Here is a 24,865-nt window from a genome sequence, read left to right on the forward strand (position 1 = left end):
AGCTACCCGCACCGTCGCCGGTTGTCGGTGCGCCTCGTTAGGGTCGACGGATGTCCGACTCGTCCGCGCAGCCGCCCCCGGAGCACCGACGGCACACACCGCACCGCCCGCACCCACCGGCGGTGTCGGTGCAGGTGATGTCGCAGGTGCCACCGCATCCGGTGCTTCCGGCGTTCGAGCAGCAGCATGTCGACGCGCTGCTCACCGAACTGCCGGCGCCCGCGCGGCGGCGCTACCAGCCGCGCGCCTCGAAGCTCTGGCGCAGCAGAGCCCTTCGTGCCGGTGTGGTGATCACGCTGCTCGCCCTGTGCGGCCTGGTGATCCTGGTGCTCGTCAGGGAACAGACCGGCACCCACGGCTTCCTGGTCGGTCTCGGCCTCGCGACGCTCCCGGTCCCGTTGCTGCTGGCCGCGTTCCGCTGGCTGGACCGGGTGGAGCCGGGCCCGTGGCGGAATCTCCTCTTCGCCTTCGCGTGGGGCGCGTGTGCCGCGGCGCTGATCGCGATCATCGCGAACACCTTCGCGACCCGCTGGATAGCCACCGCGACCGCCGATCCGGCGTCCGCCGACACCCTCGGTGCGACGGTCATAGCGCCGGTCGTCGAGGAGAGCGCGAAGGCCGCCGCGATCATGCTGATCTTCGTCTTCCGCAGACGGGACTTCACCGGAATCGTGGACGGCGTGGTGATCGCCGGTTTCACGGCGACCGGCTTCGCCTTCACGGAGAACATCCTCTATCTGGGCAACGCCTTCGGCGAGGACCAGGCGATGGGGGCCTCCGGCCTGGCCTCCGTGACCGCTGCGACGTTCTTCGTCCGCATCGTGATGTCGCCTTTCGCCCATCCGCTGTTCACCGTGCTGACGGGCCTCGGCTTCGGCGTCGCGGCGCTCGGCGCCCGACGCCACCGGCGTCTGCGGCGGATCGCCCTGCCGTTGCTGGGTCTGGCGCTTGCGATGGGCATGCACGCCCTGTGGAACGGTTCGGCGTCCCTGCTGGGCCCGTGGGGCTTCTACGCGGTGTACGGGGCGTTCATGGTGCCGGTCTTCGGTCTGCTGACCTGGCTGACGATATGGACCCGCCAGCGCGAGCTGCGCACGATATCCGACGAGCTTCCCGCGTACGCCGCGGCCGGCTGGATGTCGGCGGCCGAGCCGTCCGCGCTGTCGTCGATGCGGGCCCGCACCATGGCTCGCGACTTCGCCCGGCGCTCCTACGGACCGGCGGCGGGGCATGCGGTGTCGGAGTACGAGGCGTTCGCGACGTCGCTGGCGTTCCTGCGGCACCGGGCCCACCGGGGGGCGGCGGGCCCGGACTTCGTCGAGCGCGAGCAGGAGCTGCTGCACCATCTGTGGCAGCGCAGAGAGGTGGCCGGCCCGTCGCTCGCCTACGCGGCCGCGGCGACCGGCCGGGTACGGATGCCGCCGCCGTACCGCGACTACGGCGGCTACAACCCGTACCGCCACTGACCACTCCCGCTTCTGACCGCTCCCGCTACTGAAACCGCCCCGCCGGCGCGTCAGGCGGACGCGGCGGTCAGCCGGGCCAGCTCGCCCTCGGTCAGGTCGAGGTCCGCGACGGCGACGAGGGCCGCCAGTTGCTCGACCGTACGGGCGGAGGCGATCGGCGCGGCGACGGTCGGCTGCGCGGCCAGCCATGCGAGCGCGACGGTCGCGATCTCCGCCCCGCGCGCCAGTGCCACCTCGTCGAGCACGGCGAGGACCCGCAGGCCCCGCTCCGACTCCAGGTGCTTGGACGCGCCCTGGGCCCGCGCGCTCTCCACTGCGGCGCCCGGCCGGTACTTGCCGGTGAGGAAGCCGGACGCGAGCGCGTAGTAGGGGACGGCGGCGAGTCCGGCGCCGGCGGCGGTGTCCAGCAGCTCGCCCTCGTAGGTGTGGCGGGAGACCAGGTTGTAGTGCGGCTGCAGCGCCGTGTAGCGGGTGAGGCCCTCGCGTTCGGAGAAGTCCAGGGATGCCTGGAGGCGCTCGGCGCTGAGGTTGGAGGCGGCGATCGCGCGGACCTTGCCTTCCTTCACCAGTTGGTCGAGGGCGGTGATGATCTCCCCGACGGGGACGGACGGATCGTCGAAGTGGGTGTAGTAGAGGTCGATGTAGTCGGTTCCCAGCCGGGTCAGCGACTCCTCCGCCGCGGCCTTGATCGTGGTGGCGGCCAGGCCCTTGTGCCGGGGGTGGGCGCCGACCTTGGTGGCGACGACGACCTCGGAGCGGTTGCCGCGGGCGGCGAGCCACTTGCCGATGAAGGTCTCGGACTCACCCCCCTCGTTTCCGGGCACCCAGGACGAGTAACTGTCGGCGGTGTCGACGAAGTTGCCGCCCGCGGCGGTGTACGCGTCGAGCACGGCGAAGGTTTGCGCCTTGTCGGCCGTCCAGCCGAAGACGTTGCCGCCGAGGGCGAGCGGAAAGACGCGGAGGCCGGAGGAGCCGAGGGTACGCAGAGAAGTCATGCGTCGATCAACAGCCCGTCCGGTGCGGCGTATTCCGGCAGCCCTGACGTCGGGGGGTGTGCGCCAGGGCTGCCGGAGACATGGGGATGCCCGGCACAGGAGTCGCCGGCTGCCTCGCTCGGTGGTGTCCGAGGAGCCGCGGGGGTCCCGTACCGGGCAGGGTCGGACCGTGAGGCCCTTGCCGCGCAGGGGTCAGACCGTGAGGCCCTTGCCGCGCAGCCACGCCAGGGGGTCGATGCCGGAGCCGCCCGCGGTGTGCACCTCGAGGTGCAGGTGCGGCCCGGTGACGTTGCCGGTGGCGCCGACGCGTCCGATGGTTTCGCCGGTCGTCACCTTCTGGCCGGCACTCGCCGTCATCGACGACAGGTGCGCGTACAGGACCTCGGTGCCGTCGTCGAGCTCGAGCACGATGCGGTAGCCGTAGGAGCCGGACCAGCCCGCCGACTTGACCGTGCCGCCGTGCACGGCCTTGACCGGGGTGCCCGTCGGGGCGGCGAAGTCGAGGCCGGTGTGCTGCCCGGAGGACCACATCGAGCCGGACTCGCCGTACGTGGAGGTGAGGGTGTACGAGGAGGTGGGGAGGGCGAAGCTCTTGGCGAGCTCGGCGAGACGCTCGGCCTCCGCCTTGGCCCGCGCGGCCTCCTCGGCCTTGCGCTTCTCCTCGGCGGCCTTGGCCTCCGCCGCGCTCTGCTGCTTCTTGGCAGCGGCCGCGGCCTGCTCGGCTGCGAGCGTCTCCGCCGCGGCCTTCGCCTCGGCGTCCACCTCCGCCTGCTGCTGCTCGGCCTGCTGGAGGATGCGGGCGCGCAGTGCCTCGCCCGCGCTCGCTCCCTGGGCGGAGCTTGTGCCGTCGTCGGCGACGGTCGTCGCGGCGGTGAGCGGTGCCGTGTTCGCCTGCGCGGCGACGTCCGCCTCGGAGTCGTCGGAGATCAGGGAGCCCACGCCCGGAAGGGACTTGGCGTCGGGGAGTTTGTCCGTGATCGCGTCGGGCAGGGATATCGAGACCGCGGGCTTGTCCTGCGCGGTGGCTATGCCGCCCGCACCGACAGCGGCGATCACGCCGACTCCGAGCACCGTGGAGCTGCGGGCGAGCCCGCCGCGCTGCTTGATGACGCGGTGCCGGCCGCGCACCGGGCGGATGGAGTCCTCGGTGGGATTCCACTCCTCCCAGGTCCGCTCGGGTGCGTCGTCGCCGAAGCGTTCTGACGCGAAGCGGGCCTCGGGGGCAGGCATGTTGGACGCCACGAAGGCGCTCTCCTTTCCTTCCTTATCGCCTACCGGGTTAGCTGACGGGTTCGGAGCAGGAAGGTCTCCTACGGGTACCTCGACCGCTCGACAGAGCGACAAAAGGTGCCCGATTCACCCCAATTGGTGGTTCCCCGGTTCCCTGGCGGGATTCGGCGCGTGCGCACGGTGCCGCCACTTACGACGGCTGGGACGACCGCGCTGCGTTATCGAACGTTAATAGACCCCGGGGCCGGAAACCAAGCTGTTCCCGATGATCGTTAGCGACTTCGGCCGGGACTTAACCGGACAGAAGAGGCCGGATCCGGGCGACTTGATCAAACGTCAGGCGCGGTTATGTTTCTGATGGTGCGTCACGTGTTATGCGGAGGGGTGCGCTACGACTACGCACCGCTACCTCGGCGGCTATGCCGGGACCACCGGCATCGTCCGGCGCCGCTCCGGCTCGCCCGCCGCGGGCCGGCCGACCGCCAGCAGCGCCATGTCGTCGTTCGACCCTCCGCCCGTGTACCGGCGTACGTCGTCGATCAGCGTGTCCAGAAGCTCACCCGGCCCGGGGAAGACATGCCCGCCGAGGCGGTCGACGGGATCGTAGAAGACGCCCCGCTGGTCGCGCGCCTCCGTCACCCCGTCCGTGTAGAGCAGCAGCGTCGCCCCGTCGGGCAGCGGAAACTCGTCCGCCCGGTCCGGCCACGCCCCCAGATCCCCCATACCCAGCGGCAGCGCCGCCTGAGACGGCTCGAGCACGTCGACACCGCCGTCGGCACGCAGCACGAGCGGCTCCGGATGCCCTCGGTTCACCAGCCGCACAAGGGCACGGCCGCGCGGGATCTCACCCAGCACGGCGGTGGTGAACCCCTCGACGACGTCGAGCCCCTCCCGCCGGACGCCCTCCCGCCGAAGCGCCCGCTCCAGCCGCTGCGCCACGCCCTCCAGAGAGCTCTCCTGCTCGGCCGCCTCACGGAACGCCCCGATGAGCACAGCCACCGTCCCGACCGCGCCCATCCCCTTGCCCCGCACATCGCCGACGACGAGCCGTACCCCGTGCGGGGTGTCCTGCACGGCGAAGAGGTCACCGCCGATGAACGCGTCCGCCTGCGCCGCCTCGTACCGCGCGGCGATACGCAGGCCGCTGATCCGCTCGACCGGCTCGGGCAGCACGGCCCGCTGCGCGGTCTCCGCGATGATCCGGGCCGAGGCGAGCTTCTCTCCGCTGCGGCGTACGACACGATTGAGGAGGAGTGCGAGAGCGGCGACCGTGAGCAGCGTGGTCGTCTCCGTGACCGCCGTGATCTGTGCGGCGGTCTTGTTCACGAGATGAAGGGCGATCACGGCCAGCACCGCCGCGATCCCGGTCAGCAGCGTCGTGACCCAGCTGACGACGGGCGCCGCGATGAGCGGGGCCGCCGCGAAGAGCGGTACCGCGGTGAAGCGGGCCGGGGTCATGAGGTCGAAGACGACGCCGCTGACGATCATCAGGGCCGGCAGCAGGCGTACGGGCCACGGAGCGCTCCGGGAGCCGACCTGGTCTCGCAACGCCTGTCCCAAGGGTGCTCTCCTGCCGGGTCCGCTGACGGCCGCCGGCGACTGCCGCCGCCCTCCCCAGGCTGAGCGCCGACGCGCCGCGGAGCGACTCCCGGTCGTCCAACCGGGCGAACGGGCGCCGGGAGCGACCGGGATACCGCCGGAAAACGACACCGGCCCGGCAGTCGATCTCTCGATCGGCTGCCGGGCCGGTGCCTTCAGTAGCGGGGACAGGATTTGAACCTGCGACCTCTGGGTTATGAGCCCAGCGAGCTACCGAGCTGCTCCACCCCGCGTCGGTGAACACAACCTTACGCCATCCGGAGCAAGATCCAATCCATTTGCCGATCCCGCCCCGCCGGGTCGGTCACATCCGCAGCGTTTCGTCCGTCAGTTCTACGAGGGCCCCCTGGCGGAGGGCCCCCACCGACCGAGGGCAGCCTGGTCAACGGGGACGGGCGTCGTGGCGACAGCGGAGGGGCGGCCGATGTCCGTCATGGCCTTCACGGTCACGAACGGACGGATCGCCGAGATCGACATCCTCACCGACCCCGAACGCCTCAGCCGCCTGGACCCGACGGTCCTCGACGACTGACGCACGCCCATGCGGTGAGGCCCGAATCCTCCCGCTGCCCCGGGGGCTGGGCCGCCGATGACGCGCTTCCCGAACCCTCCCGCTGCCCCGATCCGCTGCCCGGTTCCCGGCCCTACTGGGAGCCGGCCCGACGCAGCTGTTCGTTGAGGCGGAGGGCTTCGTCCAGCTGGTCCTCGAGGATGATGATGCGGCAGGCGGCCTCGATCGGGGTGCCCTGGTCGACGAGCTCGCGGGCGCGGGCGGCGATGCGCAACTGGTAGCGGGAGTAGCGGCGGTGGCCGCCCTCCGACCGCAGCGGAGTGATGAGCCGGGCGTCGCCCAAGGCGCGCAGAAAGGCCGGTGTGGTGCCGATCATCTCCGCCGCCCGGCCCATCGTGTAGGCCGGGTAGTCGTCGTCGTCGAACCTGTCGTCGGCGTTCTGCGGGGCACCTGAAGTCATTTACACCTCTCGTCGAGCACGGCGTGGGGCCGTGGCACCGTACCGAAATCCTAACGCCGGCGCGCCGGGATATCTTCCGCCCCCGCCGCAGATTTCCTGCCGGGGCCGATCTGCCGGGCCGGGCCGGTGGAGACACGCGGCTGAAAAATATCTGATCCGGCAACTGGAGAATTACAGAAGGCGGCGCGGTGGATTCGACGATCCTTTTATCGACAGCGATGAAGGGGCTGTCGCACGACCGCCCAGGACGTGCTACTGTCGATCTCAGTTGCAGTTGTGGTTCCCAAAGAATTCAAGTGCCCTTACCGGTTCTCACGATCCGGCGAGAGCGTTTTTGCATTTCCGGTGCACTCCGGGCGGGGTAATCATTGCGGCGACTCGGGGCTCGCAAAGTGCGAGCCCTTGGGTACTGCCCCGAAGGAGAAATAACATGGCTACTGGCACCGTGAAGTGGTTCAACGCGGAAAAGGGTTTCGGATTCATCGAGCAGGACGGTGGCGGCGCCGACGTGTTCGCCCACTACTCGAACATCGCCTCTTCCGGCTTCCGTGAGCTCCAGGAAGGTCAGAAGGTGTCCTTCGACCTGACCCAGGGCCAGAAGGGCCCGCAGGCGGAGAACATCGTTCCCGCCTGATGTCGGCCTGACGCCCAGGCGTTCCACGCAGCTGGGGCCCGCACCTTGGGGTGCGTGCCCCAGCTCGTTGCTTTTTTGCGGACCTCCGCAGTTTCGTCCGGGCGCACGAGCTCCGAGGATGCCGTTCCACTGCCGGCTGCACAGCCTGCGACGCGGCTCCGGACGCTCGCCCCCCGATTTTCTTGAACGACTTCCGTGAACGAAATCCGGAAGCGGCATCCCCGACCGGATCTCCGGACGGGCTTTTGGGCGCGGGTTTCCCCGTAGCCCTCACGAGCCGCCGACCCGCCTTTCCTGTAATGACAAGAGACGCCCCACGTCCTGTATTCACTGGAACGGTCCGGCGCGCATCGCTCATCTTTTCTTCGGCTCGTTCCTGTGATTCTTCATGCGGCTTCTCCGCTGGGAATTCCTCGTACGCGCCGCACCGAGGAAGGTTCTGCATGAACCGCACGTCTCGCACGAATGACCGTTACTCCCGCACCCGTACGGGCGGCTCCGGCAACGGAAGGGGCAGCCGTACCGGCGCCCCGGCCTCCGGCCGCTCGGCACCGTACGGCCGTGCCGGCGCTCCCGGCCGCTCGGGCGGCCACGGGCGCCGGCCGTCCGGGCCGCAGGGCGAGTTCACCCTGCCGGTGACCGTCTCTCCGGCCCTGCCCGCGGCCGCGACCTTCGGCGAACTGGACATGCCCGCCGAGATCCTGGACACGCTCACGCGTCTCGGCGTCACCACGCCGTTCCCGATCCAGGCCGCCACTCTGCCGAACTCCCTGGCCGGCCGGGACGTCCTCGGACGCGGCCGTACCGGCTCCGGGAAGACCCTCGCTTTTGGGCTGGCGCTGCTGGCCCGCACCGCCGGGCAGCGCGCCGAGGCCCGTCAGCCGCTGGCACTCGTCCTTGTCCCCACCCGCGAACTGGCCCAGCAGCTCACCGACGCGCTCACGCCCTACGCGAAGGCGCTGAAGCTGCGGCTGGCCACCGTCGTCGGCGGGATGTCGATCGGCCGCCAGGCCGGCGCGCTGCGCGCCGGCGCCGAGGTCGTCATCGCCACTCCGGGCCGCCTGAAGGACCTCATCGACCGCGGCGACTGCAGGCTGAACCAGGTCGCCATCACGGTCCTGGACGAGGCGGACCAGATGACCGACATGGGCTTCATGCCCCAGGTCACCGCCCTGCTCGACCAGGTGCGGCCCGAAGGGCAGCGGATGCTGTTCTCCGCCACGCTGGACCGCAACGTCGACCGCCTCGTCCGGCGCTACCTGACCGACCCGGTGGTCCACTCCGTCGACCCGTCGGCCGGCGCGGTGACCACCATGGAACATCACCTCCTGCACGTCCACGGCGCCGACAAGCACGCCACGACCGTCGAGATCGCGGCGCGCGACGGGCGCGTGATCATGTTCCTGGACACCAAGCACGCCGTCGACCGGCTGACCAAGGACCTCCTGGCCGTCGGTGTACGCGCCTCGGCCCTGCACGGCGGCAAGTCGCAGCCTCAGCGCACGCGCGCCCTCACTCAGTTCAAGACCGGCCATGTCACGGTGCTCGTCGCCACCAATGTCGCGGCCCGCGGCATCCACGTCGACGACCTCGACCTGGTCGTCAACATCGATCCGCCCGGCGACCACAAGGACTATCTGCACCGCGGGGGCCGTACCGCCCGTGCCGGCGAGTCCGGCAGCGTGGTCACCCTCGTACTGCCCAACCAGCGCCGCGAGATGACCCGTCTGATGGCGGACGCAGGCATCACTCCGCACATCGCCAGTGTCCGCTCGGGCGAAGCCGAACTCAGCCGTATCACCGGCGCCCAGGCTCCCACCGGCGTTCCCGTCGTCATCAGCGCCCCGGCGGCGGAGCGCCCCAGGAAGAGTGCCGCTTCGTCCTCGCGCGGCAGGCGCAGCCGCCCCGCACGTGCGCGCCGTACCTCCTCCGCCACCGCCTTCGGCAGGGCCGCCTGACGAGCCGGACGCCACGGGGAGTGAGCGGGGCCGTCCGCGCCCCAAGTCCGCGTCGACGGCCAGGCTTACGCCCCCCAGGGCACCGTCTCTCCGAACCAGCCCGGGCCGTGCGTACACACGCACGGCCCTCCTCCGAAACCTGTTGAGGCCCTGTGCGCTGTGTCATCGCCCGCTTCCCTTTCGACTTCGTCAAGGCCGACGTGCAGCAGTCGATGAAGGGCATCAAGCCCGAACCCATCACGGGCGAGTCCGTGATCATCGGACGCCGCCACTACCCCGTCAAGCAGGTGGGGGAAGTGATCACCAGGCAGGACCGGCGCGACTTCACCGCCGGTGAAGTGACCCGAGCGCTGACCCGTCTCGGCTTCACATGCCGTTCCGCCCCGCCGGTCGCCGCGACCACGGCGGCCAATACCCCGCTCCAGGTGGCGTCCGCGCTGCTCGGCCCCGCGGGCCACATCTGACGACAACGACCAAGCGCCCCGACCGGTCGAAACGGGTCGGGGCGCTCCGTGGCAGTTCAGAGCGGTGAAGCCGTCCTGCCGGTGGTAGGCCGTGTGGGACTCGAACCCACAACCAACGGATTAAAAGTCCGCTGCTCTGCCAATTGAGCTAACGGCCCACGACACAACACCCCTGAGCATAGCGGGAGAGATCCCAGGAGCCGATCCGGTATCCGATCCCGGGCCGCGTCTTCGTGCCCGCCCGCGGATACATCGCGGGCGGGCACGGAGACTTCGGGTCAGTACGTGCCCCTGAAGGCCGTCCAAACCGCTGTTGCCGATCTGCGCCCGGCCGCCGAGTGTGCCGGTGCCCCTCCCGCTGGAGCGGAACAGCTTCCCGGCCGTGTCACGCGCAACGACGTCCGGCTTCCCGTCAGCCGAGATGCCGCCCATGCCGACCACGGAGGTTGACGACGTGCCCCAACCTCCGGCGAGCTTCACGCGCGTGGTGACGCCGCCGGTCGCGGTGCCGTAGTACGCCACAGCGCACCCGCCTTGTCGACCCCCAGCAGATCACCCCGACCGTCACCGTTCAGATCCCCCGCACCGACGATCTTCGTGTACGTCTGCCAGTTCGTACCGATCTTCACCCGGCTCCTCAGCCGGTGATCGGCCGTCCCGGCACAGAAGTACATGTCACCCGTCGCGGTCCGGCGGACGATCAGATCGCGCGGCCGTCACCGTTCCTCAGCGCCCGACAGCGTCCGCACCACAGCCCCGGTCGCCTTGTGCCGCAGCGCCAACGACCAGGACGCAGCCGGCTTCGACAGCCGCCAACGCGGCTTCCACACCCCGGTCTTGACGTTCGCCGACGTCGCAGCAGCGGAGTCCACCACGCCCAGGGCGGACGTGGCGACGCCGGTTCCGAGCAGGCGGATCGCGCCCTTGGTGTCCGCCCAGGCGGGGTTGTTCGTCGTCGGGTCGACCGACCAGGCCCGGTCATACGGGGGCAGGCCGGCGTCGACGTCGAACACCCGTCTCGTCGTGCGCCGACGTACAGCAGGGCCCGTACGACACAGAGGTGTCGTACGGGCCCTGATCAAGCAGTCAAGCGGTCGAGCAGCCTGGCGAGTCAGCCGTTGCGCTTCCAGCGCGGCTTGTCGTCACGGCGGCCGCCACCGAACGAGCCGGAGTTCGAGCCGGCGCCACCGCGGTGGTCGTCACGGCGGCCGTACGGGCGGTCGCCGCCGCCGGAGCGGAAGCCGCCCGAGGGGCGGTCGTCGCGACGGTCACGGTTGAAGGGGCGGTCGCTGCCACGGGGGCCGGCCGGACGGTCGTCGCGGCGGAAGCCGCCACGGTCGTCACGACGCTCGAAGCCACGGTCACGGTTGAAGCCACCGCGGTCGGCGCTGCCGCCACGGTCGTCGCGGCGGAAGCCACCGCGGTCGTCACGACGCTCGAACGAACGGCCACCACGGTCACCACCGCGGTCGTCACGACGCTCGAAGGAACGGCCGCCACGGTCGCCACCGCGGTCGCGGTTGAAGCCACCGCGGTCGGCGCTGCCGCCACGGTCGTCGCGGCGGAAGCCGCCACGGTCGTCACGACGCTCGAACGAACGGCCACCACGGTCACCACCGCGGTCGCGGTTGAAACCACCACGGTCGTCACGGCGGTCGCGGCCGAAGTTGCCCCGCTCGTCACGACGGTCGTACGAGGGGCGCTCGTCGCGGGCCTCGCGCACCGGCTCGGCCTGCTCCGGCACCGCGGCGATCTCGGCCACAGCGGCCTCGGTCACCTCGGCCACGGCGGCCTCCGGGTCCTCGCCGCGCTCACGCGCCGCGCGAGCCACCAGGCGGTCGGCCTCCTCGCGGAGTTCGGCCGCACGGCGCTGGACACGCTCGAGCTGACGGGTCAGCTCGACGGCCTCGCGCTCGGCCTGCTTGGCGGCGTTGTTCGCGGAGTCGGCCTGGACCTCGGTCAGCGAACGGGCACCGGTGATCTCGGCGACCTCGGGGTCGAACACCCCGGCACCGCCGACGATGTGGCGCGAGGCGTCGACGCCGGCGTCCTCCATCAGACGGAAGATCTGGCGGCGCTGGTGCGGCAGCGAGAGCGACACGACGACACCGGAGCGGCCGGCGCGAGCCGTACGGCCCGAGCGGTGCAGGTAGTCCTTGTGGTCACCGGCCGGGTCCACATTCAGGACCAGGTCGATGCCGTCCACGTGGATACCGCGGGCGGCGACGTCGGTCGCGACGAGCGCGTTGACGTAGCCGTCCTTGAAGTCGGCCAGGGTGCGGGTACGGGCGCCCTGCGTCATACCGCCGTGCAGCGCGTCGGCCTTCACACCGGAATCGCGCAGCTGCTCCGCGATGCGGTCGGCCCCGAGCTGGGTGCGGACGAAGATGATCGTCCGGCCCTTGCGGGCGGCGATGGCGGCCGTGACCGGCGCCTTGTCCTTGGGCTTCACGACGAGCACGTGGTGGCTCATGGTCGTGACGTTGCCCTGGGCGCTGTCCACCTCGTGGGTGACGGGGTTGGTCAGGTAGCGCTTGACCAGGGTGCTGATCTCGTTCTCCATGGTCGCGGAGAAGAGCATCCGCTGGCCGCCGGCCGGGATCTGGTCGAGCAGCTCGGTGACCTCGGGCAGGAAGCCCAGGTCGGACATCTGGTCGGCCTCGTCGAGGACGGCGACCTGGACGTTCTCGAGGGAGCAGGCGCCGCGGTTGATGATGTCGCGCAGACGGCCGGGGGTGGCGACGAGGACGTCGACGCCGCGCTCCAGGGCGTAGATCTGGTTGCCCATGGACGTACCGCCGCAGACGACCTTCATCTTCAGGCCGAGCACGTCGCCGTACGGCTGGAGGGCGTCCGCGACCTGCATCGCGAGCTCACGCGTCGGGGTGAGGATGATCGCGCGGGGCTTCTTCTTCTCGGTGCGCCCGCCGGCCAGCGTGGCCAGGGTCGGCAGACCGAACGAGAGGGTCTTGCCGGAGCCGGTGCGGCCACGGCCGAGGATGTCCTTGCCGGCCAGGGCGTCCGGGATGGTCGCGGCCTGGATCGGGAAGGGGGTCGTCACGCCGTTCTGCGCCAGCTTGCGCACGACGCCCTCGGGGAGACCGAGGTCGGCGAAGGTGATCTGGGGCTCCTGGGGGGCCTCTGCGGCCTCCGCGGCAGCCGTCTCGACCGCCTCGACAATCTCGTCGTTCTCGGGCATGACGGCGTGATCAGTACTGAAAGTGGACATGCGAAATGCGAAACCTTCCGGAGTCTCGGCACGCGCCCAAACTCCGTGAATTCGCAATTCGACCGCCTCGATGCGGTCAGCCACGGCTAGGGAGAGTACGCGCCACGCGGCGCTCTTCCTTTTCGGCGCCGGGCAATGGGATCAAACGATCTACCACCATACGCACCCCTCCCCCTCCTAGGCAAACCGCGGTGACGTGACCCCGGGCACACACTCGCACGACTGCGCCACGCCCGCGCCCTACGCCACCGTCCGCTCCGAGCGGTCCTGGCCGTGGGCCGCTGTTCCGCCGCGGCCGTCCGCCCGCTCCGGGCTCACCTGTGCAGAGGCGGCCGGCTCCGCGCCCGACGGTTCCACCACCCGCATCGCCCCGGCGTGCACTTCCGGCGCGGAGGAGGCGGTGGGCGGATCCGTCGGCTCGGCCGACGGCGACGGTGGCGGCGGCGAACTCTGCGCCGGCGGCTCGGGGGGCTCCTGCGCCGGCGGCTCCGGGGGCTCCTGCGGCTGCGGCGCGGACGGCGACACCCCGCCCCTCGTGGGCACGGGCGGCTTCGGCGTCGACGGCGGCTGTCCCGGGCGCGAGGGCTCCGCGCCGCGGGAGGCCGAGCCGCTCGGGCTGGGCGAAGCGCTGCCGTTCTTCCGGTCGGGCCCGTCCGCGGTGCCGTCGCCGCCGCCCGCCTGCTGTCCGTGCTTGCCGGGCAGCACCTGCCCTCCGTCGGGCTCCGCCTCCGCCTCCGCCCCGCGCCGGTCCGCGGACGTGCTGGGCGGAGGCTTGCCGCCCTCCTCGTCGCTCACGCTCATACAGCCTGCCGAGGCCAGGACCGCCAGCGAGGCGGCGATCCAGACGGCCGTACGGCCGGGGGCTGACAACTGGCGCACAGGGGCACCTCCGGGACAGGGGACGCGGTTTCCCTGACCAACTCCCGGCACCCCACAAGGGACACGCCCGGGACGCCGGCCCGGCACCGAAGGGCCCGCGCCTCACGCCGTGAGTGCTCGCGCCAACTCCAGCCCCAGGAACACCGATCCGAGCCCCACCAGCAGCGAGGCGGCCACGTTCGCCACGGCCAGGAACCTCCAGCCGCGCTCGGCGAGGCGCAGCGTCTCGTAGGAGAACGTGGAGTACGTCGTCAGCGCCCCGCACAGTCCCGTGCCGAGCAGCGCGTACGCCGGAGAGGACACCGACGCCCCGGCGACGGCGCCGAGCACCAGGCTCCCTGCGGCGTTGACCACGAACGTCCCCCACGGGAACACCGAGTCGTGGCGCGCCTGCACCGCACGGTCCGTCAGATACCGCAAGGGAGCGCCGATCGCGGCCCCGGCGATCACCAGCAGCCAGTTCACCGCGTGGCCGTCCGGTTCGCGGTCCGGGCGGCCAGCCGGCCCAGCGCGGCCCGCGTCGCCGACGCCGCCGGCCAGACGGCGCCCAACGCGCCGGCCACGGTGCCGCCCGCGTACGCAAGCGCGATGCCCGCCTCCTCGCGTTCCAGCAGTTGCGCGAAGTCGAGGGCGTACGTCGAGAAGGTCGTGAACCCGCCGAGGACGCCCACCCCGAGGAAGGGCCGCACCAGCGGACGGGCCGACCGGCCGCCCTCGCCGACGAGCACCATCAGCACACCGATCAGCGCGCAGCCCAAGACGTTGACGCAGAAGACCGCCCACGGGAACGAGCCTTCGGGGGCAGGCCACAGCAGCAACGCCCCGTAACGGCCCGCCGCGCCGACGGCCCCTCCGACCGCGATCGCCGTGAGCACCGGCCACTTGCGGGCGCCGTCGAGCTCCGCACGCTGGGCGGGCACATGGAGGTCGACATCCGGATCGATCGCCTCCGGAACCCCGTCACGGCTGGTGCTCACCCGTACCCCAGCTCGTGCAGCCGCTCGTCGTCGATCCCGAAGTGGTGGGCGATCTCGTGCACCACGGTGATCTCGGTCTCGGCGACGACGTCCTCGCGGGTGTCGCACATCCGCAGGGTGGGGCCGCGGTAGATGGTGATGCGGTCCGGCAGCACACCGGCGTACCACTCGCCGCGATCGGTGAGCGGAGTCCCCTCGTAGAGGCCGAGCAGATCGGGGTCGTCCACGGCGGGCTCGTCCTCCACGAACACGGCGACGTTGTCCATCAGCCGCATCAGGTCGGGCGGGATCCTGTCCAGGGCCTCGGCGACCAGTTCCTCGAACTCCTCGCGCGTCATCTCCAGCACCCGGCCATTGTCACGTACGCCGTGCGAGTGGTCGCACCGGCATGGCCGCCCGCCGGGGTGGGCATACGGGACCAATGGCCCGCGAAGCCCAAGAACCGCCCGCCCCGAACCGCACCGTCTTCGCCCGACTCGCCCAACTCACCCGACTCGCCCGACTCACCCGGCAAAAGCGCCTGCCGCCGAAATCCGGTGCGTCGGCGCGCAGCCGCTCCCGAGGCCTCGATCCGGCCGCCGCCCCCGCCGCGCGTCCGTGGGCCAGGGCGCTCGGTCTGACGGCCGTCGTCCTGTTCGGGGCGTGGCTCGGACTCCTCGTCGTCGGCAATGTGCGTACGCCGGTCGGCCCCATGGACGCGACCATGACGCTGCGGCCGTCCCTGAACGGCGGAACGAAGATCAACGTCTCACCGCTGGGCGCCCTGGAACTCGACTCGCACAACGCACCGGTCCGTCTCGACGTCGACGTGGACCGCCTCGACCCGGTCCGCTCCCAGGCCCTCGTCGAACACCCGGAGCGGATCTCCGGCCTCCAGGGCGAGATCACCCGCGACGTCCAGGACGGCGCCACCGAGCTCGCCGTGCGCTCCTGCGTCGCCGTCGTCTCCGGAGCGACCGCCCTCGGCCTCGCCGTCTACCGCCGACCGCGCCGCGCCCTCGCGGCCGGCGGTCTCGCGCTCGTCCTGCTGGCCGCGTCCGGCGTCAGCGCGTACGCCACGTGGAACCCGAAGTCCGTCCTCGAGCCCAAGTTCTCCGGCCTGCTGACCTCGGCACCGTCCGTCGTGGGCAACGCGCGCTCCATCGTCACCGACTTCGACGTCTACCAGCACGAGTTGGCGCGGCTCGTCACCAACGTCACCAAGCTGTACGAGGCGACGTCCACGCTCCCCACCTACCAGCCGGACCCCAACACGATGCGTGTCCTGCACGTCTCGGACATCCACCTGAACCCGGCGGCCTGGCACATCATCAAGTCCCTCGTGAAGCAGTACGACATCGACGTGATCATCGACTCGGGCGACACGATGGACCACGGCTCGGCCGCCGAGAACGGTTTCCTCGACCCGATCTCCGACCTCGGCGCGCCCTACGTCTGGGTGCGCGGCAACCACGACTCGCTCATCACCCAGGAATACCTCTCCGGTCTCAAGCACGTGCGGGTCCTCGACGACGGCAAGGCCGTGACCGTGGCCGGACTGCGCATCGCCGGCAGCGGCGACCCGCAGTTCACTCCCGACCGCTCCGTCGTCGCCCAGGGCGACCCGGCGGAGCGCATGACGGGCATCCGCCTCGCCTCCGCCCTGCGCGACCAGGAACGCGCGGGCACCCCCGTCGACATCGCCGTCGCCCACAACCCGGTCGCCGCCCGGGAGACCGACGGCACGGTCCCCCTCGTCCTGGCCGGGCACACCCATCGGCGGCACGCCGAGATCCTCAGGCACGGCACGCTTCTGAGGATCGAGGGATCGACGGGCGGCGGCGGTCTGCGGGCGGTGCAGAACGCGAAACCGGAACAGGTCCAGGCTTCGGTCCTCTATCTGGACCGGACGACACGCCGTATGCAGGCCTGGGACGAGATCACCCTGGGCGGCCTGGGACTGACGACGGCCGAGGTCAGCCGCCATCTCGCGGAGCCCGCGGGGGCGGACGCGTCCCCTTCGGGATCCCCGTCGGGCACCCCCTCCGACACGCCGTCCACAGGCACGCCCGGCCCCTGAACCACCCTGCGCTTATCCAGTTTGGTCAAGGCCTAAATGCCGTAGTACAGTCTCGTCGTGCCCAAGGGCAGCGGTCAGGGCTTGACCGTCCCGAACCCCGACAGGGGTCAGGGAGAAGCGGAACCTTTCGGGGGAAAGCGGAGTCACATGCTTCTCGCGTCTTCCTTGCAGTAACCCTTGAGGGTGGCGCACAGAGAAGTGGCAGTACCGGTTTCATCCGCCCTCATCGTCTAGTGGCCCAGGACGCCGCCCTTTCAAGGCGGTAGCACGGGTTCGAATCCCGTTGGGGGCACGCAACACCATGTGCGAGACTGGTCCCGCACACGCTTGGTCCTGTGGAGCAGTTTGGAGTGCTCGCCACCCTGTCAAGGTGGAGGCCGCGGGTTCAAATCCCGTCAGGACCGCTGAGGCTCGAAAGAGTCTCGTGGCTGGGTAGCTCAGTTGGTACGAGCGATCGCCTGAAAAGCGATAGGTCGCCGGTTCGACCCCGGCCCCAGCCACCATACGAAGGCCTCGACTCCGCGAGTCGGGGCCTTCGCCGTTCCCGACAGTGCGCTGTCCTCGTTCGCCGGTGGGGCTGATTGGGCAGCCCCACCGGCGACGGGCAGGGTCAGGCGCGTTCGCGGTCCCCGCGGCGCCAGCCGCGGACGCCCAGGGTCAGGGCCACCACCGCCACCACCAGAACCAGCAGCGCCCAGTCCGGAACCGCCGCGCCGAAGCGGGACGCCCACTCCTCCACGGCGAACGAGTCGTCGACCGAGAGCAGGCCCGGTAGGGCCGTCGTCCCGTCGAAGAGCAGGAAGAGCGTGCCGAGCGCGATGAAGAACAGGCCCGACAGCAGCGACGTCGTGTGCAGTTCGAAGCGGCCCCGTCGCAGCGCCCGGCCGCGCAGCCAGCGGCGGCGGCCAAGGTCGAAGCGTTCCCACAGCAACGCCAGCACGAAGAGCGGGACCGCCATGCCCAGGGCGTAGACCGCGAGGAGCAGGCCGCCGTAGACCGGGCCGCCGCTCAGCGCCGCGACCGTCAGCACGCTGCCGAGGATCGGGCCCGCGCAGAAGCCGGCCAGGCCGTAGACGAGCCCCAGCGCATATACGGAGACCGCGGTCGTGGGGCGGATGCGGCCGGAGACCGCCGCGAGCCGGCGCGACGCGAAGCCCATGCCCACGATCTGGGCGACGCCCAGCACGATGATCAGCCAGCCGCCGACGGCGACGAGCAGATCACGGTGGCCGTAGAACAGCCGACCGGCGAAGGACCCGGCCGCGCCCAGCGGGACCAGGGTGGTCGCCAGGCCGGCGTAGAAGATCCCGGTGCGGGCCAGCAGCCGGCCCGTCGAGTCGACGGAGTACGCGAAGAAGGCGGGCAGCAGCAGCGCACTGCACGGGCTGACCAGGGCGAGCAGGCCGCCGAGGAAGGCCGCCAGATAGCCGATGTCGGTCACCGGCCGTCCTCGCCCGCGGACTTCTTCGCCGCCTCGATCGCCTCGGTGAAGGTCTCCGTCGGCTGGGCGCCCGCGACGGGTCGCCCGTTGATCAGGAAGGACGGCGTGGACGTCGCGCCCAGCCCGTAGGCCTCCTCCTGGTCCTTCGTCACGGCCTGGCGCGCCGCGTCACTGTCCAGGTCGCGGGCGAACCGGTCGAGGTCGCCCACGCCCGCCTCCCGAGCCAGCGCCGTCAGCCGGTCCTTGCCGAAGCCCTTCTCCTTGGCACCCTCCGCGTACGCGGCCGAGTGGAACTGCCAGAAGCGGCCCTGCTGCCCTGCCGCCCATGCGGCGCGCGCGGCGGACTCCGACGGCTCGCCGAAGATCGGGAAGTTGCGCCACTCGATGCGCAGGATGCCGTCCTCGACGTACTTCTCCACCAGCTCGGGCTCGGTGTCGCGGGCGAACTTCCCGCAGTAGCCGCACTGGAAGTCGGCGTACTCGACCATGACGACAGGCGCGTCGGCGTGCCCCATGGCGAGGGGGTCCTTGGCGTCGCGGCGCGCGAGCTTCTCGAGCGCGGGGTAGGCGCCGGACTGCGGATCCGCGGAACCCTCGGCCACGGACGAGGAACCGGACGACGGCGCGTCCGGCCGGGTGGCGGTGTAGGAGGCGTAGCCGAGCAGCAGCGCGGCGGCGAGGACACCCGCACCGATGGCGAGCGGCTTGCGGGGAACGGAAGAAGACATGGAGGGTGCTCCTGAGCGAAAGGTCCGACGAGTTGCCGATGCAGAGGTGGGTCGTCGGGCCTACACGCGCAGGACGGAGAGGTCGACCGCGGACGGCGGCGCGAGCGGCGGCGGTACGGGCAGCGGGTCGGGAGCCGCCTGGTCACAGGCCGCGGCGGCGCCGGTCGGGCCGTATCCCTGGTGCAGGGCGGGCGTCGGCAGCTCGTACGACGAGCCGTTCCGCGGCGGCGGCGCGGGGTGCGCCCCGCTGTCGTTCCCGTCCGTGTCCTTGCCGCACCCCTGCGGCTGCGTGACGACCGACGCCGTGTCCCACGAGGGGGCATCGGTGGCGGACGCGGCGCCGGCCTCCGCCGCTGCGGCCGTCCCGCCGAGACACCCGAGAAGAGCGCCGAGCAATCCCAGCAGCAGGCTCGCAGTCACCACGAGGCGGTGCCGGCGGTCGCGGCCGATCAGCATGGACGTGCTGTCCTTTCGGGGCTCGAGCCGGGCGGGTGGGAACGGATTCGCTCCATACTGCACCAGCTTGCGCGCGAAATGGGTTCGCCAGTGGTTTGACCGGGGTGCGATCCTGGACTCCGTATGTCTACTTCCTTCGCCGACCTTCAGACCCTGCTGGCCGGGGCGTCGCTGCGCGACGCCCACCGGCTCGGCCGTCGTCTGGAAGGCGCCCGCCGCATCCGTAAGCCCGAGGCGCGGCAGGCCGTGCTGGACGAGATCGCCGGGGAGGCGGACAAGTCAGCGGCCCGCACCGCGCGGCGGGCCGAGCGCGTGCCCGAGATCATCTATCCCGAGCAGCTTCCGGTCAGTCAGAAGAAGGACGTGATCCTGGAGGCGATACGGGACCACCAGGTCGTGATCGTCGCGGGCGAGACCGGGTCGGGCAAGACGACCCAGATCCCCAAGATCTGCCTGGAGCTCGGCCGTGGCGTGCGCGGCATGATCGGGCACACGCAGCCCCGCCGCATCGCCGCGCGCACCGTCGCGGAGCGGGTCGCGGAGGAGCTGAACACTCCGCTCGGCGAGGCGGTCGGCTGGAAGGTCCGCTTCACCGACCAGGTGAACCAGGACTCCACGTTCGTGAAGCTCATGACGGACGGCATCCTGCTCGCCGAGATCCAGACGGACCGCGAGCTGCGCGCCTACGACACGATCATCATCGACGAGGCGCACGAGCGGTCCCTCAACATCGACTTCCTGCTCGGTTATCTCGCACAGCTGCTGCCCAGACGTCCCGACCTCAAGATCGTGATCACCTCCGCGACGATCGATCCCGAGCGCTTCTCCCGCCACTTCGGTGACGCGCCGATCGTCGAGGTCAGCGGGCGTACGTATCCGGTGGAGGTGCGTTACCGGCCGCTCCTCGAGGAGGACGGCGACGACGCGGACCGCGACCAGATCACCGCGATCACGGACGCCGTGGAGGAGCTGATGGGCGAGGGGAAGGGCGACATCCTCGTCTTCCTCTCCGGCGAGCGCGAGATCCGCGACACGGCGGACGCGCTCAACAAGAAGCAGTACAGATTCACCGAGGTGCTCCCCCTCTACGCGCGCCTTTCGCACGCGGAGCAGCACCGGGTCTTCCAGCCGCACACCGGCCGCCGGATCGTTCTCGCCACGAACGTCGCCGAGACGTCGCTGACCGTCCCTGGCATCAAGTACGTGATCGACCCGGGCACCGCCCGCATCTCGCGCTACAGCCATCGCACCAAGGTCCAGCGGCTGCCCATCGAGGCGGTCAGCCAGGCCAGCGCCAACCAGCGCAAGGGCCGCTGCGGCCGTACGTCGGACGGCATCTGCATCCGGCTGTACTCGCAGGAGGACTTCGAGGCGCGGCCGGAGTTCACGGACGCGGAGATCCTCCGTACGAATCTGGCGTCGGTCATCCTGCAGATGACCGCGGCGGGTCTCGGCGACATCGAGAAGTTCCCCTTCATCGACCCGCCGGACCATCGCAACATCCGCGACGGCGTGCAGCTCCTCCAGGAGCTGGGCGCGTTCGACCCGGCCCAGAAGGATCCGCGCAAGAAGCTGACGGAAATGGGCCGCAAGCTCTCCCAGCTGCCGGTCGATCCCCGGCTGGCCCGCATGGTCGTCGAGGCCGACAAGAACGGCTGCGTACGCGAGGTCATGGTGATCGCGGCCGCCCTGTCCATCCAGGACCCGCGTGAGCGTCCCGCCGACAAGCAGACGCAGGCCGACCAGCAGCACGCCCGCTTCAAGGACGAGACGAGCGACTTCCTCGCCTACCTCAATCTGTGGCGCTACATCCGCGAGCAGCAGAAGGAGCGCGGCTCCTCCAGCTTCCGCCGGATGTGCAAGCAGGAGTATCTGAACTTCCTGCGCATCCGTGAGTGGCAGGACATCTATGCGCAGCTGCGCACGGTCGCCAAGCAGATGGGCCTCCATCCGGAGGAGCCTTCGGCGGGTGCTGCCGCCTCCGAGCAGTCCGTCCATGTCTCGCTCCTCGCCGGGCTGCTCTCGCACGTCGGCATGAAGGACGTGAAGGACGGCGCGAAGAACGAGTATCTGGGCGCCCGTAGCGCCAAGTTCGCCGTCTTCCCCGGCTCGGCGCTCTTCAAGAAACCGCCGCGCTTCGTCATGTCCGCGGAACTGGTGGAGACCTCGCGCCTGTGGGCACGGGTCAACGCGAAGATCGAGCCGGAGTGGATCGAACCGCTCGCGCAGCATTTGCTGAAGCGTACGTACAGCGAGCCGCACTGGGAGAAGGACGCGGCCGCAGTGATGGCGTACGAGAAGGTGACGCTGTACGGCGTGCCGATCATCGGGCAGCGCAAGGTGAACTACGGCCGCATCGACCCGGAGACCTCGCGCGACCTGTTCATCAGGAACGCGCTCGTCGAGGGCGACTGGCGCACGCACCACAAGTTCTTCGCGGACAACCGCAAGCTCCTGACCGAGGTCGAGGAGCTGGAGCACCGGGCACGCCGCCGCGACATCCTCGTGGACGACGAGACCCTGTTCGACTTCTACGACCAGCGGGTGCCGGAGCATGTCGTCTCCGGTGCGCACTTCGACTCGTGGTGGAAGCACAAGCGCCGTGAGCAGCCCGAACTGCTCGACTTCGAGCGCGAGATGCTCATCAACGAGAAAGCCGGCGCGGTCACCAAGGACGACTACCCGGACTCCTGGCGGCAGGGCCGGCTGAAGTTCCGGGTGACGTACCGGTTCGAGCCGGGCGCGGACATGGGGCATCCCCAGCGAAGCGAGGGGAGGGACGGCGTCACCGTCCACATTCCGCTGCAGGTGCTGAACCAGGTCACGGACGAGGGCTTCGACTGGCAGATCCCGGGCCTGCGGGAGGACGTGGTCACCGAGCTGATCCGCTCGCTGCCGAAGCCCGTCCGTCGCCATTACGTGCCCGCGCCCAACTACGCCAAGGCGTTCCTGGAGAGGGCCGTGCCCCTGCAGGAGCCGCTCCTGGTCACCCTCACGCGTGAACTGCAGCGCATGGTCGGCGTACCGGTGTCGGCGGACGACTTCGACGTGTCACGGGTGCCCGACCACCTGAAGATCACCTTCCGGATCGTCGACGAGCGACACAGGAAGCTCGCCGAGGACAAGGACCTGGAGGCGCTGCGGCTCGCGCTGAAGCCGAAGGCCCGCCAGGCGCTCGCGAAGGCCGTCGCCTCCTCCAGCCCGGCGGGCGAGTCCCTGGAGCGCACGGGCCTCACCGACTGGACGATCGGCACGCTGACGAAGGTCTTCGAGACCCGGCGCGCGGGCCAGCCGGTCAAGGCGTACCCGGCGCTGGTCGACGCGGGCGACTCCGTGTCGGTACGGCTCTTCGACACCGAGGCGGAGCAGGCGCAGGCGATGTGGCAGGGCACGCGCCGGCTCATCATGCTCAACATCCCGGTGAATCCCGCCAAGTTCGCCACCGACAAGCTGACGAACCAGCAGAAGCTCGCGCTGTCGAGCAATCCGCACGGCTCGATCCAGGCGCTCTTCGACGACTGCGCCACGGCCGCGGCCGACCGGCTGATCGCGGAGCACGGCGGCCCGGCGTGGGACGAGGAGGCGTTCCGGAAGCTGTACGACAAGGTCCGCACCGACCTCGTCGACCTCACGGTGCGCACGATCGGCCAGGTGCAGCAGATCCTCGCGGCCTGGCAGGCCTGTGAGCGCCGCCTGAAGGCCACGACCAGCCTGACCCTCCTCGACAACGTCCGGGACGTGCGCGAGCAGCTGGCGGCCCTCATGCCGGCCGGTGTCGTCACCCGGACCGGTCTGCGCCGGCTGCCGGACCTGATGCGCTATCTGATCGCCGTGGACCGCCGCCTGCAGCAGATGCCGACGAGCGTCCAGCGCGACACCACGCGCATGGAGAAGGTCCACGAGATGCAGGACGAGTACGCCTGGCTGCTCGAGCAGATGCCGCAGGGCCGCCCGGTGCCGCAGAAGGTCCTGGACATCCGCTGGATGATCGAGGAGCTTCGGGTGAGCTATTTCGCGCACGCCCTGGGCACGGCGTACCCCGTGTCCGACAAGCGGATCGTGAAGGCGATCGACGCGTTGGTGCCGTAGCAGGGCTGTCGCCCGGAGTGAGTTCGACCTGATGGTCGGACCTGCTGTACAGTCTCTCTCGCAGCCAAGAGAGCAAGTCCGGCTGCGAAACCTGGTCCTGTGGAGCAGTTTGGAGTGCTCGCCACCCTGTCAAGGTGGAGGCCGCGGGTTCAAATCCCGTCAGGACCGCTTGAAGTGAACGAAGGCCCGCGCCGAACGGCGCGGGCCTTCGTCGTGCCCGGGGGCCCAGGAGGCCGCGCCCCGCGGCGGGGCCGCGCATGGATTACGGCACATCCCGTCAGGACCGCTCTCCCCGCACAAGACAGCGCCGGACAGCGCGGGCCTCCGTCGCGCCCGGGGCCGGAGACCCGGACGGTGCGGGCCTCCGTCGCGCCCGGGGCCGGAGACCCGGACGGTGCGGGCCTCCGTCGCGCTCGGGGCCGGAGACCCGGACGGTGCGGGCCTCCGTCGCGCTCGGGGCCGGAGACCCGGACGGTGCGGGCCTCCGTCGTGTCCGGGCGTCTTGACGGCGGCATCCGCCGGGGGTACCCACTGACTAGGGGACGGCACACACCTGGAGGTGACGTGCATGGCGGCTTCCACAGCGAGACGGTATGAGACCCGGGCGCTGCTGCGCGCCCATCTGTCGGCCGCGTCCGGCTACCGGCATCTCACGAGAAGCTGCCCCATCTGCCATCGCCTCCTGCGCCTTGCCTTGGAGCGTCCCGAGCACGAGCCTCCGCCGGCCGAGGACGAAGGTCCCACGAACGAGTGACCAACGGCCCTGCCACCGCGGCTCTTTGCGTGAAACGCTGCAGTTTGGCAAGAGGCGCGCCATGTGACGGGTGTCACCGAACGGGTTTTCAGAACGTCCTCGTTTAACCCCTCCCTACAACCAGTGGATTTAATATGTGCCATTGCACTCCCCTCGGGAGCGCCGGCACAGGCCACCACAAGTTCCCCCAACCCGCCCCCAGGAAACAAAAAAAATCGCGCTGGACCCGGCGGAGTCCAGCGCGATCGATGACGAGGGTCTGTTGGGGCAGAACGCCGTCATGTGGAGCTATGTGCGGGCTTGTCCGAGGTGGGGGCCCCGGTGTCGCCCGGTGTTACGGGGTGTTTCAGGCCTCGCTGCGCTGCTGCGGAATACCCGCAAGCAGTGCGCGGACCTCTGCCTCGCGGTACCGGCGATGTCCTCCGAGCGTGCGGATGGACGTGAGCTTGCCTGCCTTGGCCCAGCGAGTGACCGTCTTCGGGTCCACGCGGAACATGGTGGCAACCTCAGCCGGGGTCAGCAGCGGCTCGGCATCAGGGGTGCGAGCGGTCATGAGCGGCCTCCTCGGGAGAACCGAACCTTCTCGGTTCTTTCCTCTAAATTCTGCACCTTGACCCGCGTTGCCCGAAATGGCAGACGCGGGCCGAGTCGGTTATAGGACGAACGGCTTGTCCTCGGCACTACAACTACACCATCTGTCCAGCGACGTCGGCCAAACCGATGGAATTGCCCTCTCAGGTGTTCATCAGCGGCCGAAGCCCGATGGACCATGCCATAACGGACAGTCACGTCACAGTAACGATCAGTCACAGAGCGATCAGGAGTCGTCAGACCCCCCATAGAGTGCAATGCTGAGTAATCCGCCCTTAAGCGGGCGGAAGGAACCCTCCCCGGACTCCTTGTCCTATTTTGACACGAGGGTAGGTGATGGGCGCA

General features: G+C 70.3%; 22 protein-coding genes, 6 tRNA genes and 1 riboswitch. Of the genes, 11 read left to right on the top strand and 17 right to left on the bottom strand.

The window, feature by feature from the left end:
* The first annotated feature begins 137 nt into the window (after positions 1 to 137).
* On the top strand, positions 138 to 1,466 hold the full coding sequence (locus tag ACZ4SA_RS26795; protein ID WP_468279454.1) for a PrsW family intramembrane metalloprotease: 1,329 nt from the start codon (positions 138 to 140) through the stop codon (positions 1,464 to 1,466).
* Between the two features lie 50 nt (positions 1,467 to 1,516).
* Here ACZ4SA_RS26795 and ACZ4SA_RS26800 read toward each other — a convergent pair whose 3' ends face one another.
* The 5 genes from ACZ4SA_RS26800 to ACZ4SA_RS26820 all read right to left on the bottom strand — a co-directional run bounded on the left by ACZ4SA_RS26800 (position 1,517) and on the right by ACZ4SA_RS26820 (position 6,261).
* Positions 1,517 to 2,461, bottom strand: a complete 945-nt coding sequence (locus tag ACZ4SA_RS26800; RefSeq protein ID WP_468279295.1) for an aldo/keto reductase — start codon at positions 2,459 to 2,461, stop codon at positions 1,517 to 1,519.
* A gap of 192 nt (positions 2,462 to 2,653) precedes the next feature.
* Positions 2,654 to 3,703 carry a M23 family metallopeptidase gene (locus ACZ4SA_RS26805; RefSeq protein ID WP_468279298.1) on the bottom strand — a complete coding sequence of 350 codons (1,050 nt, stop codon included), beginning with the start codon at positions 3,701 to 3,703 and terminating at the stop codon, positions 2,654 to 2,656.
* A gap of 11 nt (positions 3,704 to 3,714) precedes the next feature.
* A riboswitch (cyclic di-AMP (ydaO/yuaA leader) is annotated at positions 3,715 to 3,871 on the bottom strand.
* A 237-nt stretch (positions 3,872 to 4,108) separates the two neighbouring features.
* On the bottom strand, positions 4,109 to 5,251 hold the full coding sequence (locus ACZ4SA_RS26810; protein WP_468279301.1) for a PP2C family protein-serine/threonine phosphatase: 1,143 nt from the start codon (positions 5,249 to 5,251) through the stop codon (positions 4,109 to 4,111).
* A gap of 198 nt (positions 5,252 to 5,449) precedes the next feature.
* Positions 5,450 to 5,523: transfer RNA gene (locus tag ACZ4SA_RS26815), tRNA-Met, on the bottom strand.
* Between the two features lie 411 nt (positions 5,524 to 5,934).
* Positions 5,935 to 6,261, bottom strand: coding sequence for a MerR family transcriptional regulator (locus tag ACZ4SA_RS26820; protein WP_468279303.1), 327 nt, complete (start codon positions 6,259 to 6,261; stop codon positions 5,935 to 5,937).
* A 430-nt stretch (positions 6,262 to 6,691) separates the two neighbouring features.
* Here ACZ4SA_RS26820 and ACZ4SA_RS26825 point away from each other — a divergent pair, with 430 nt between their 5' ends.
* From ACZ4SA_RS26825 to ACZ4SA_RS26835, 3 genes are all read left to right on the top strand, one after another.
* Complete coding sequence (locus tag ACZ4SA_RS26825) at positions 6,692 to 6,895, top strand: cold-shock protein (RefSeq protein ID WP_403871315.1); 204 nt, start codon at positions 6,692 to 6,694, stop codon at positions 6,893 to 6,895.
* A 443-nt stretch (positions 6,896 to 7,338) separates the two neighbouring features.
* Complete coding sequence (locus ACZ4SA_RS26830; RefSeq protein ID WP_468279307.1) at positions 7,339 to 8,853, top strand: DEAD/DEAH box helicase; 1,515 nt, start codon at positions 7,339 to 7,341, stop codon at positions 8,851 to 8,853.
* A gap of 152 nt (positions 8,854 to 9,005) precedes the next feature.
* Positions 9,006 to 9,317: an SCO5918 family protein gene (locus ACZ4SA_RS26835; RefSeq protein ID WP_468279310.1), complete on the top strand. Its 312-nt coding sequence runs from the start codon at positions 9,006 to 9,008 to the stop codon at positions 9,315 to 9,317.
* A gap of 82 nt (positions 9,318 to 9,399) precedes the next feature.
* On the opposite strand, the gene ACZ4SA_RS26840 is transcribed toward ACZ4SA_RS26835, so the two are convergent.
* The 8 genes from ACZ4SA_RS26840 to ACZ4SA_RS26875 all read right to left on the bottom strand — a co-directional run bounded on the left by ACZ4SA_RS26840 (position 9,400) and on the right by ACZ4SA_RS26875 (position 14,749).
* A tRNA-Lys gene (locus ACZ4SA_RS26840) sits at positions 9,400 to 9,475 on the bottom strand.
* Positions 9,476 to 9,793: 318 nt separating this feature from the next.
* Positions 9,794 to 9,946: a hypothetical protein gene (locus tag ACZ4SA_RS26845; protein ID WP_468279313.1), complete on the bottom strand. Its 153-nt coding sequence runs from the start codon at positions 9,944 to 9,946 to the stop codon at positions 9,794 to 9,796.
* Between the two features lie 87 nt (positions 9,947 to 10,033).
* Complete coding sequence (locus tag ACZ4SA_RS26850) at positions 10,034 to 10,330, bottom strand: hypothetical protein (protein ID WP_468279316.1); 297 nt, start codon at positions 10,328 to 10,330, stop codon at positions 10,034 to 10,036.
* A 98-nt stretch (positions 10,331 to 10,428) separates the two neighbouring features.
* Positions 10,429 to 12,546 carry a DEAD/DEAH box helicase gene (locus ACZ4SA_RS26855; protein ID WP_468279319.1) on the bottom strand — a complete coding sequence of 706 codons (2,118 nt, stop codon included), beginning with the start codon at positions 12,544 to 12,546 and terminating at the stop codon, positions 10,429 to 10,431.
* A gap of 240 nt (positions 12,547 to 12,786) precedes the next feature.
* A complete protein-coding gene (locus ACZ4SA_RS26860) occupies positions 12,787 to 13,425 on the bottom strand; it encodes a hypothetical protein (protein ID WP_468279321.1) in 639 nt (212 codons plus the stop codon).
* A gap of 102 nt (positions 13,426 to 13,527) precedes the next feature.
* On the bottom strand, positions 13,528 to 13,890 hold the full coding sequence (locus ACZ4SA_RS26865; RefSeq protein WP_468279323.1) for a fluoride efflux transporter FluC: 363 nt from the start codon (positions 13,888 to 13,890) through the stop codon (positions 13,528 to 13,530).
* Positions 13,887 to 14,402: a FluC/FEX family fluoride channel gene (locus tag ACZ4SA_RS26870; RefSeq protein WP_468279326.1), complete on the bottom strand. Its 516-nt coding sequence runs from the start codon at positions 14,400 to 14,402 to the stop codon at positions 13,887 to 13,889. Before ACZ4SA_RS26870 ends, ACZ4SA_RS26865 begins: the two co-directional genes overlap by 4 nt.
* A complete protein-coding gene (locus ACZ4SA_RS26875; RefSeq protein ID WP_468279329.1) occupies positions 14,399 to 14,749 on the bottom strand; it encodes a metallopeptidase family protein in 351 nt (116 codons plus the stop codon). Before ACZ4SA_RS26875 ends, ACZ4SA_RS26870 begins: the two co-directional genes overlap by 4 nt.
* A 74-nt stretch (positions 14,750 to 14,823) precedes the next feature.
* Here ACZ4SA_RS26875 and ACZ4SA_RS26880 point away from each other — a divergent pair, with 74 nt between their 5' ends.
* The 4 genes from ACZ4SA_RS26880 to ACZ4SA_RS26895 all read left to right on the top strand — a co-directional run bounded on the left by ACZ4SA_RS26880 (position 14,824) and on the right by ACZ4SA_RS26895 (position 16,964).
* Positions 14,824 to 16,461 (top strand): metallophosphoesterase family protein, encoded by a 1,638-nt coding sequence (locus ACZ4SA_RS26880; protein WP_468279332.1) that lies wholly within the window; start codon positions 14,824 to 14,826, stop codon positions 16,459 to 16,461.
* Between the two features lie 219 nt (positions 16,462 to 16,680).
* Positions 16,681 to 16,753 (top strand) — tRNA-Glu (locus ACZ4SA_RS26885).
* A 37-nt stretch (positions 16,754 to 16,790) separates the two neighbouring features.
* Positions 16,791 to 16,865 (top strand) — tRNA-Asp (locus tag ACZ4SA_RS26890).
* A 22-nt stretch (positions 16,866 to 16,887) separates the two neighbouring features.
* A tRNA-Phe gene (locus tag ACZ4SA_RS26895) sits at positions 16,888 to 16,964 on the top strand.
* Positions 16,965 to 17,071: 107 nt separating this feature from the next.
* Here the strand turns inward: ACZ4SA_RS26895 and ACZ4SA_RS26900 are convergent.
* The 3 genes from ACZ4SA_RS26900 to ACZ4SA_RS26910 are packed head-to-tail and all read right to left on the bottom strand — an operon-like array spanning position 17,072 to position 19,086.
* Complete coding sequence (locus ACZ4SA_RS26900; protein WP_468279335.1) at positions 17,072 to 17,902, bottom strand: cytochrome c biogenesis CcdA family protein; 831 nt, start codon at positions 17,900 to 17,902, stop codon at positions 17,072 to 17,074.
* Positions 17,899 to 18,630 carry a DsbA family protein gene (locus tag ACZ4SA_RS26905; protein WP_468279338.1) on the bottom strand — a complete coding sequence of 244 codons (732 nt, stop codon included), beginning with the start codon at positions 18,628 to 18,630 and terminating at the stop codon, positions 17,899 to 17,901. The genes ACZ4SA_RS26900 and ACZ4SA_RS26905 overlap by 4 nt, the downstream gene beginning before the upstream one ends.
* Before the next feature lie 60 nt (positions 18,631 to 18,690).
* Positions 18,691 to 19,086 (bottom strand): hypothetical protein, encoded by a 396-nt coding sequence (locus ACZ4SA_RS26910; RefSeq protein ID WP_468279341.1) that lies wholly within the window; start codon positions 19,084 to 19,086, stop codon positions 18,691 to 18,693.
* A gap of 123 nt (positions 19,087 to 19,209) precedes the next feature.
* Between ACZ4SA_RS26910 and hrpA the strand changes: the two genes are divergently transcribed.
* From hrpA to ACZ4SA_RS26925, 3 genes are all read left to right on the top strand, one after another.
* Entirely contained in the window at positions 19,210 to 23,175 is a 3,966-nt protein-coding gene (gene hrpA / locus ACZ4SA_RS26915) for an ATP-dependent RNA helicase HrpA (protein WP_468279344.1), read from the top strand.
* 93 nt (positions 23,176 to 23,268) lie between these two features.
* Positions 23,269 to 23,343 (top strand) — tRNA-Asp (locus tag ACZ4SA_RS26920).
* Positions 23,344 to 23,743: 400 nt separating this feature from the next.
* Positions 23,744 to 23,929, top strand: a complete 186-nt coding sequence (locus tag ACZ4SA_RS26925; protein WP_468279347.1) for a DUF6274 family protein — start codon at positions 23,744 to 23,746, stop codon at positions 23,927 to 23,929.
* 346 nt (positions 23,930 to 24,275) lie between these two features.
* Here ACZ4SA_RS26925 and bldC read toward each other — a convergent pair whose 3' ends face one another.
* Entirely contained in the window at positions 24,276 to 24,482 is a 207-nt protein-coding gene (bldC, locus tag ACZ4SA_RS26930) for a developmental transcriptional regulator BldC (protein ID WP_003949541.1), read from the bottom strand.
* Positions 24,483 to 24,865: the final 383 nt, after the last annotated feature.

This window comes from Streptomyces sp. NPDC027962, from assembly GCF_055566095.1.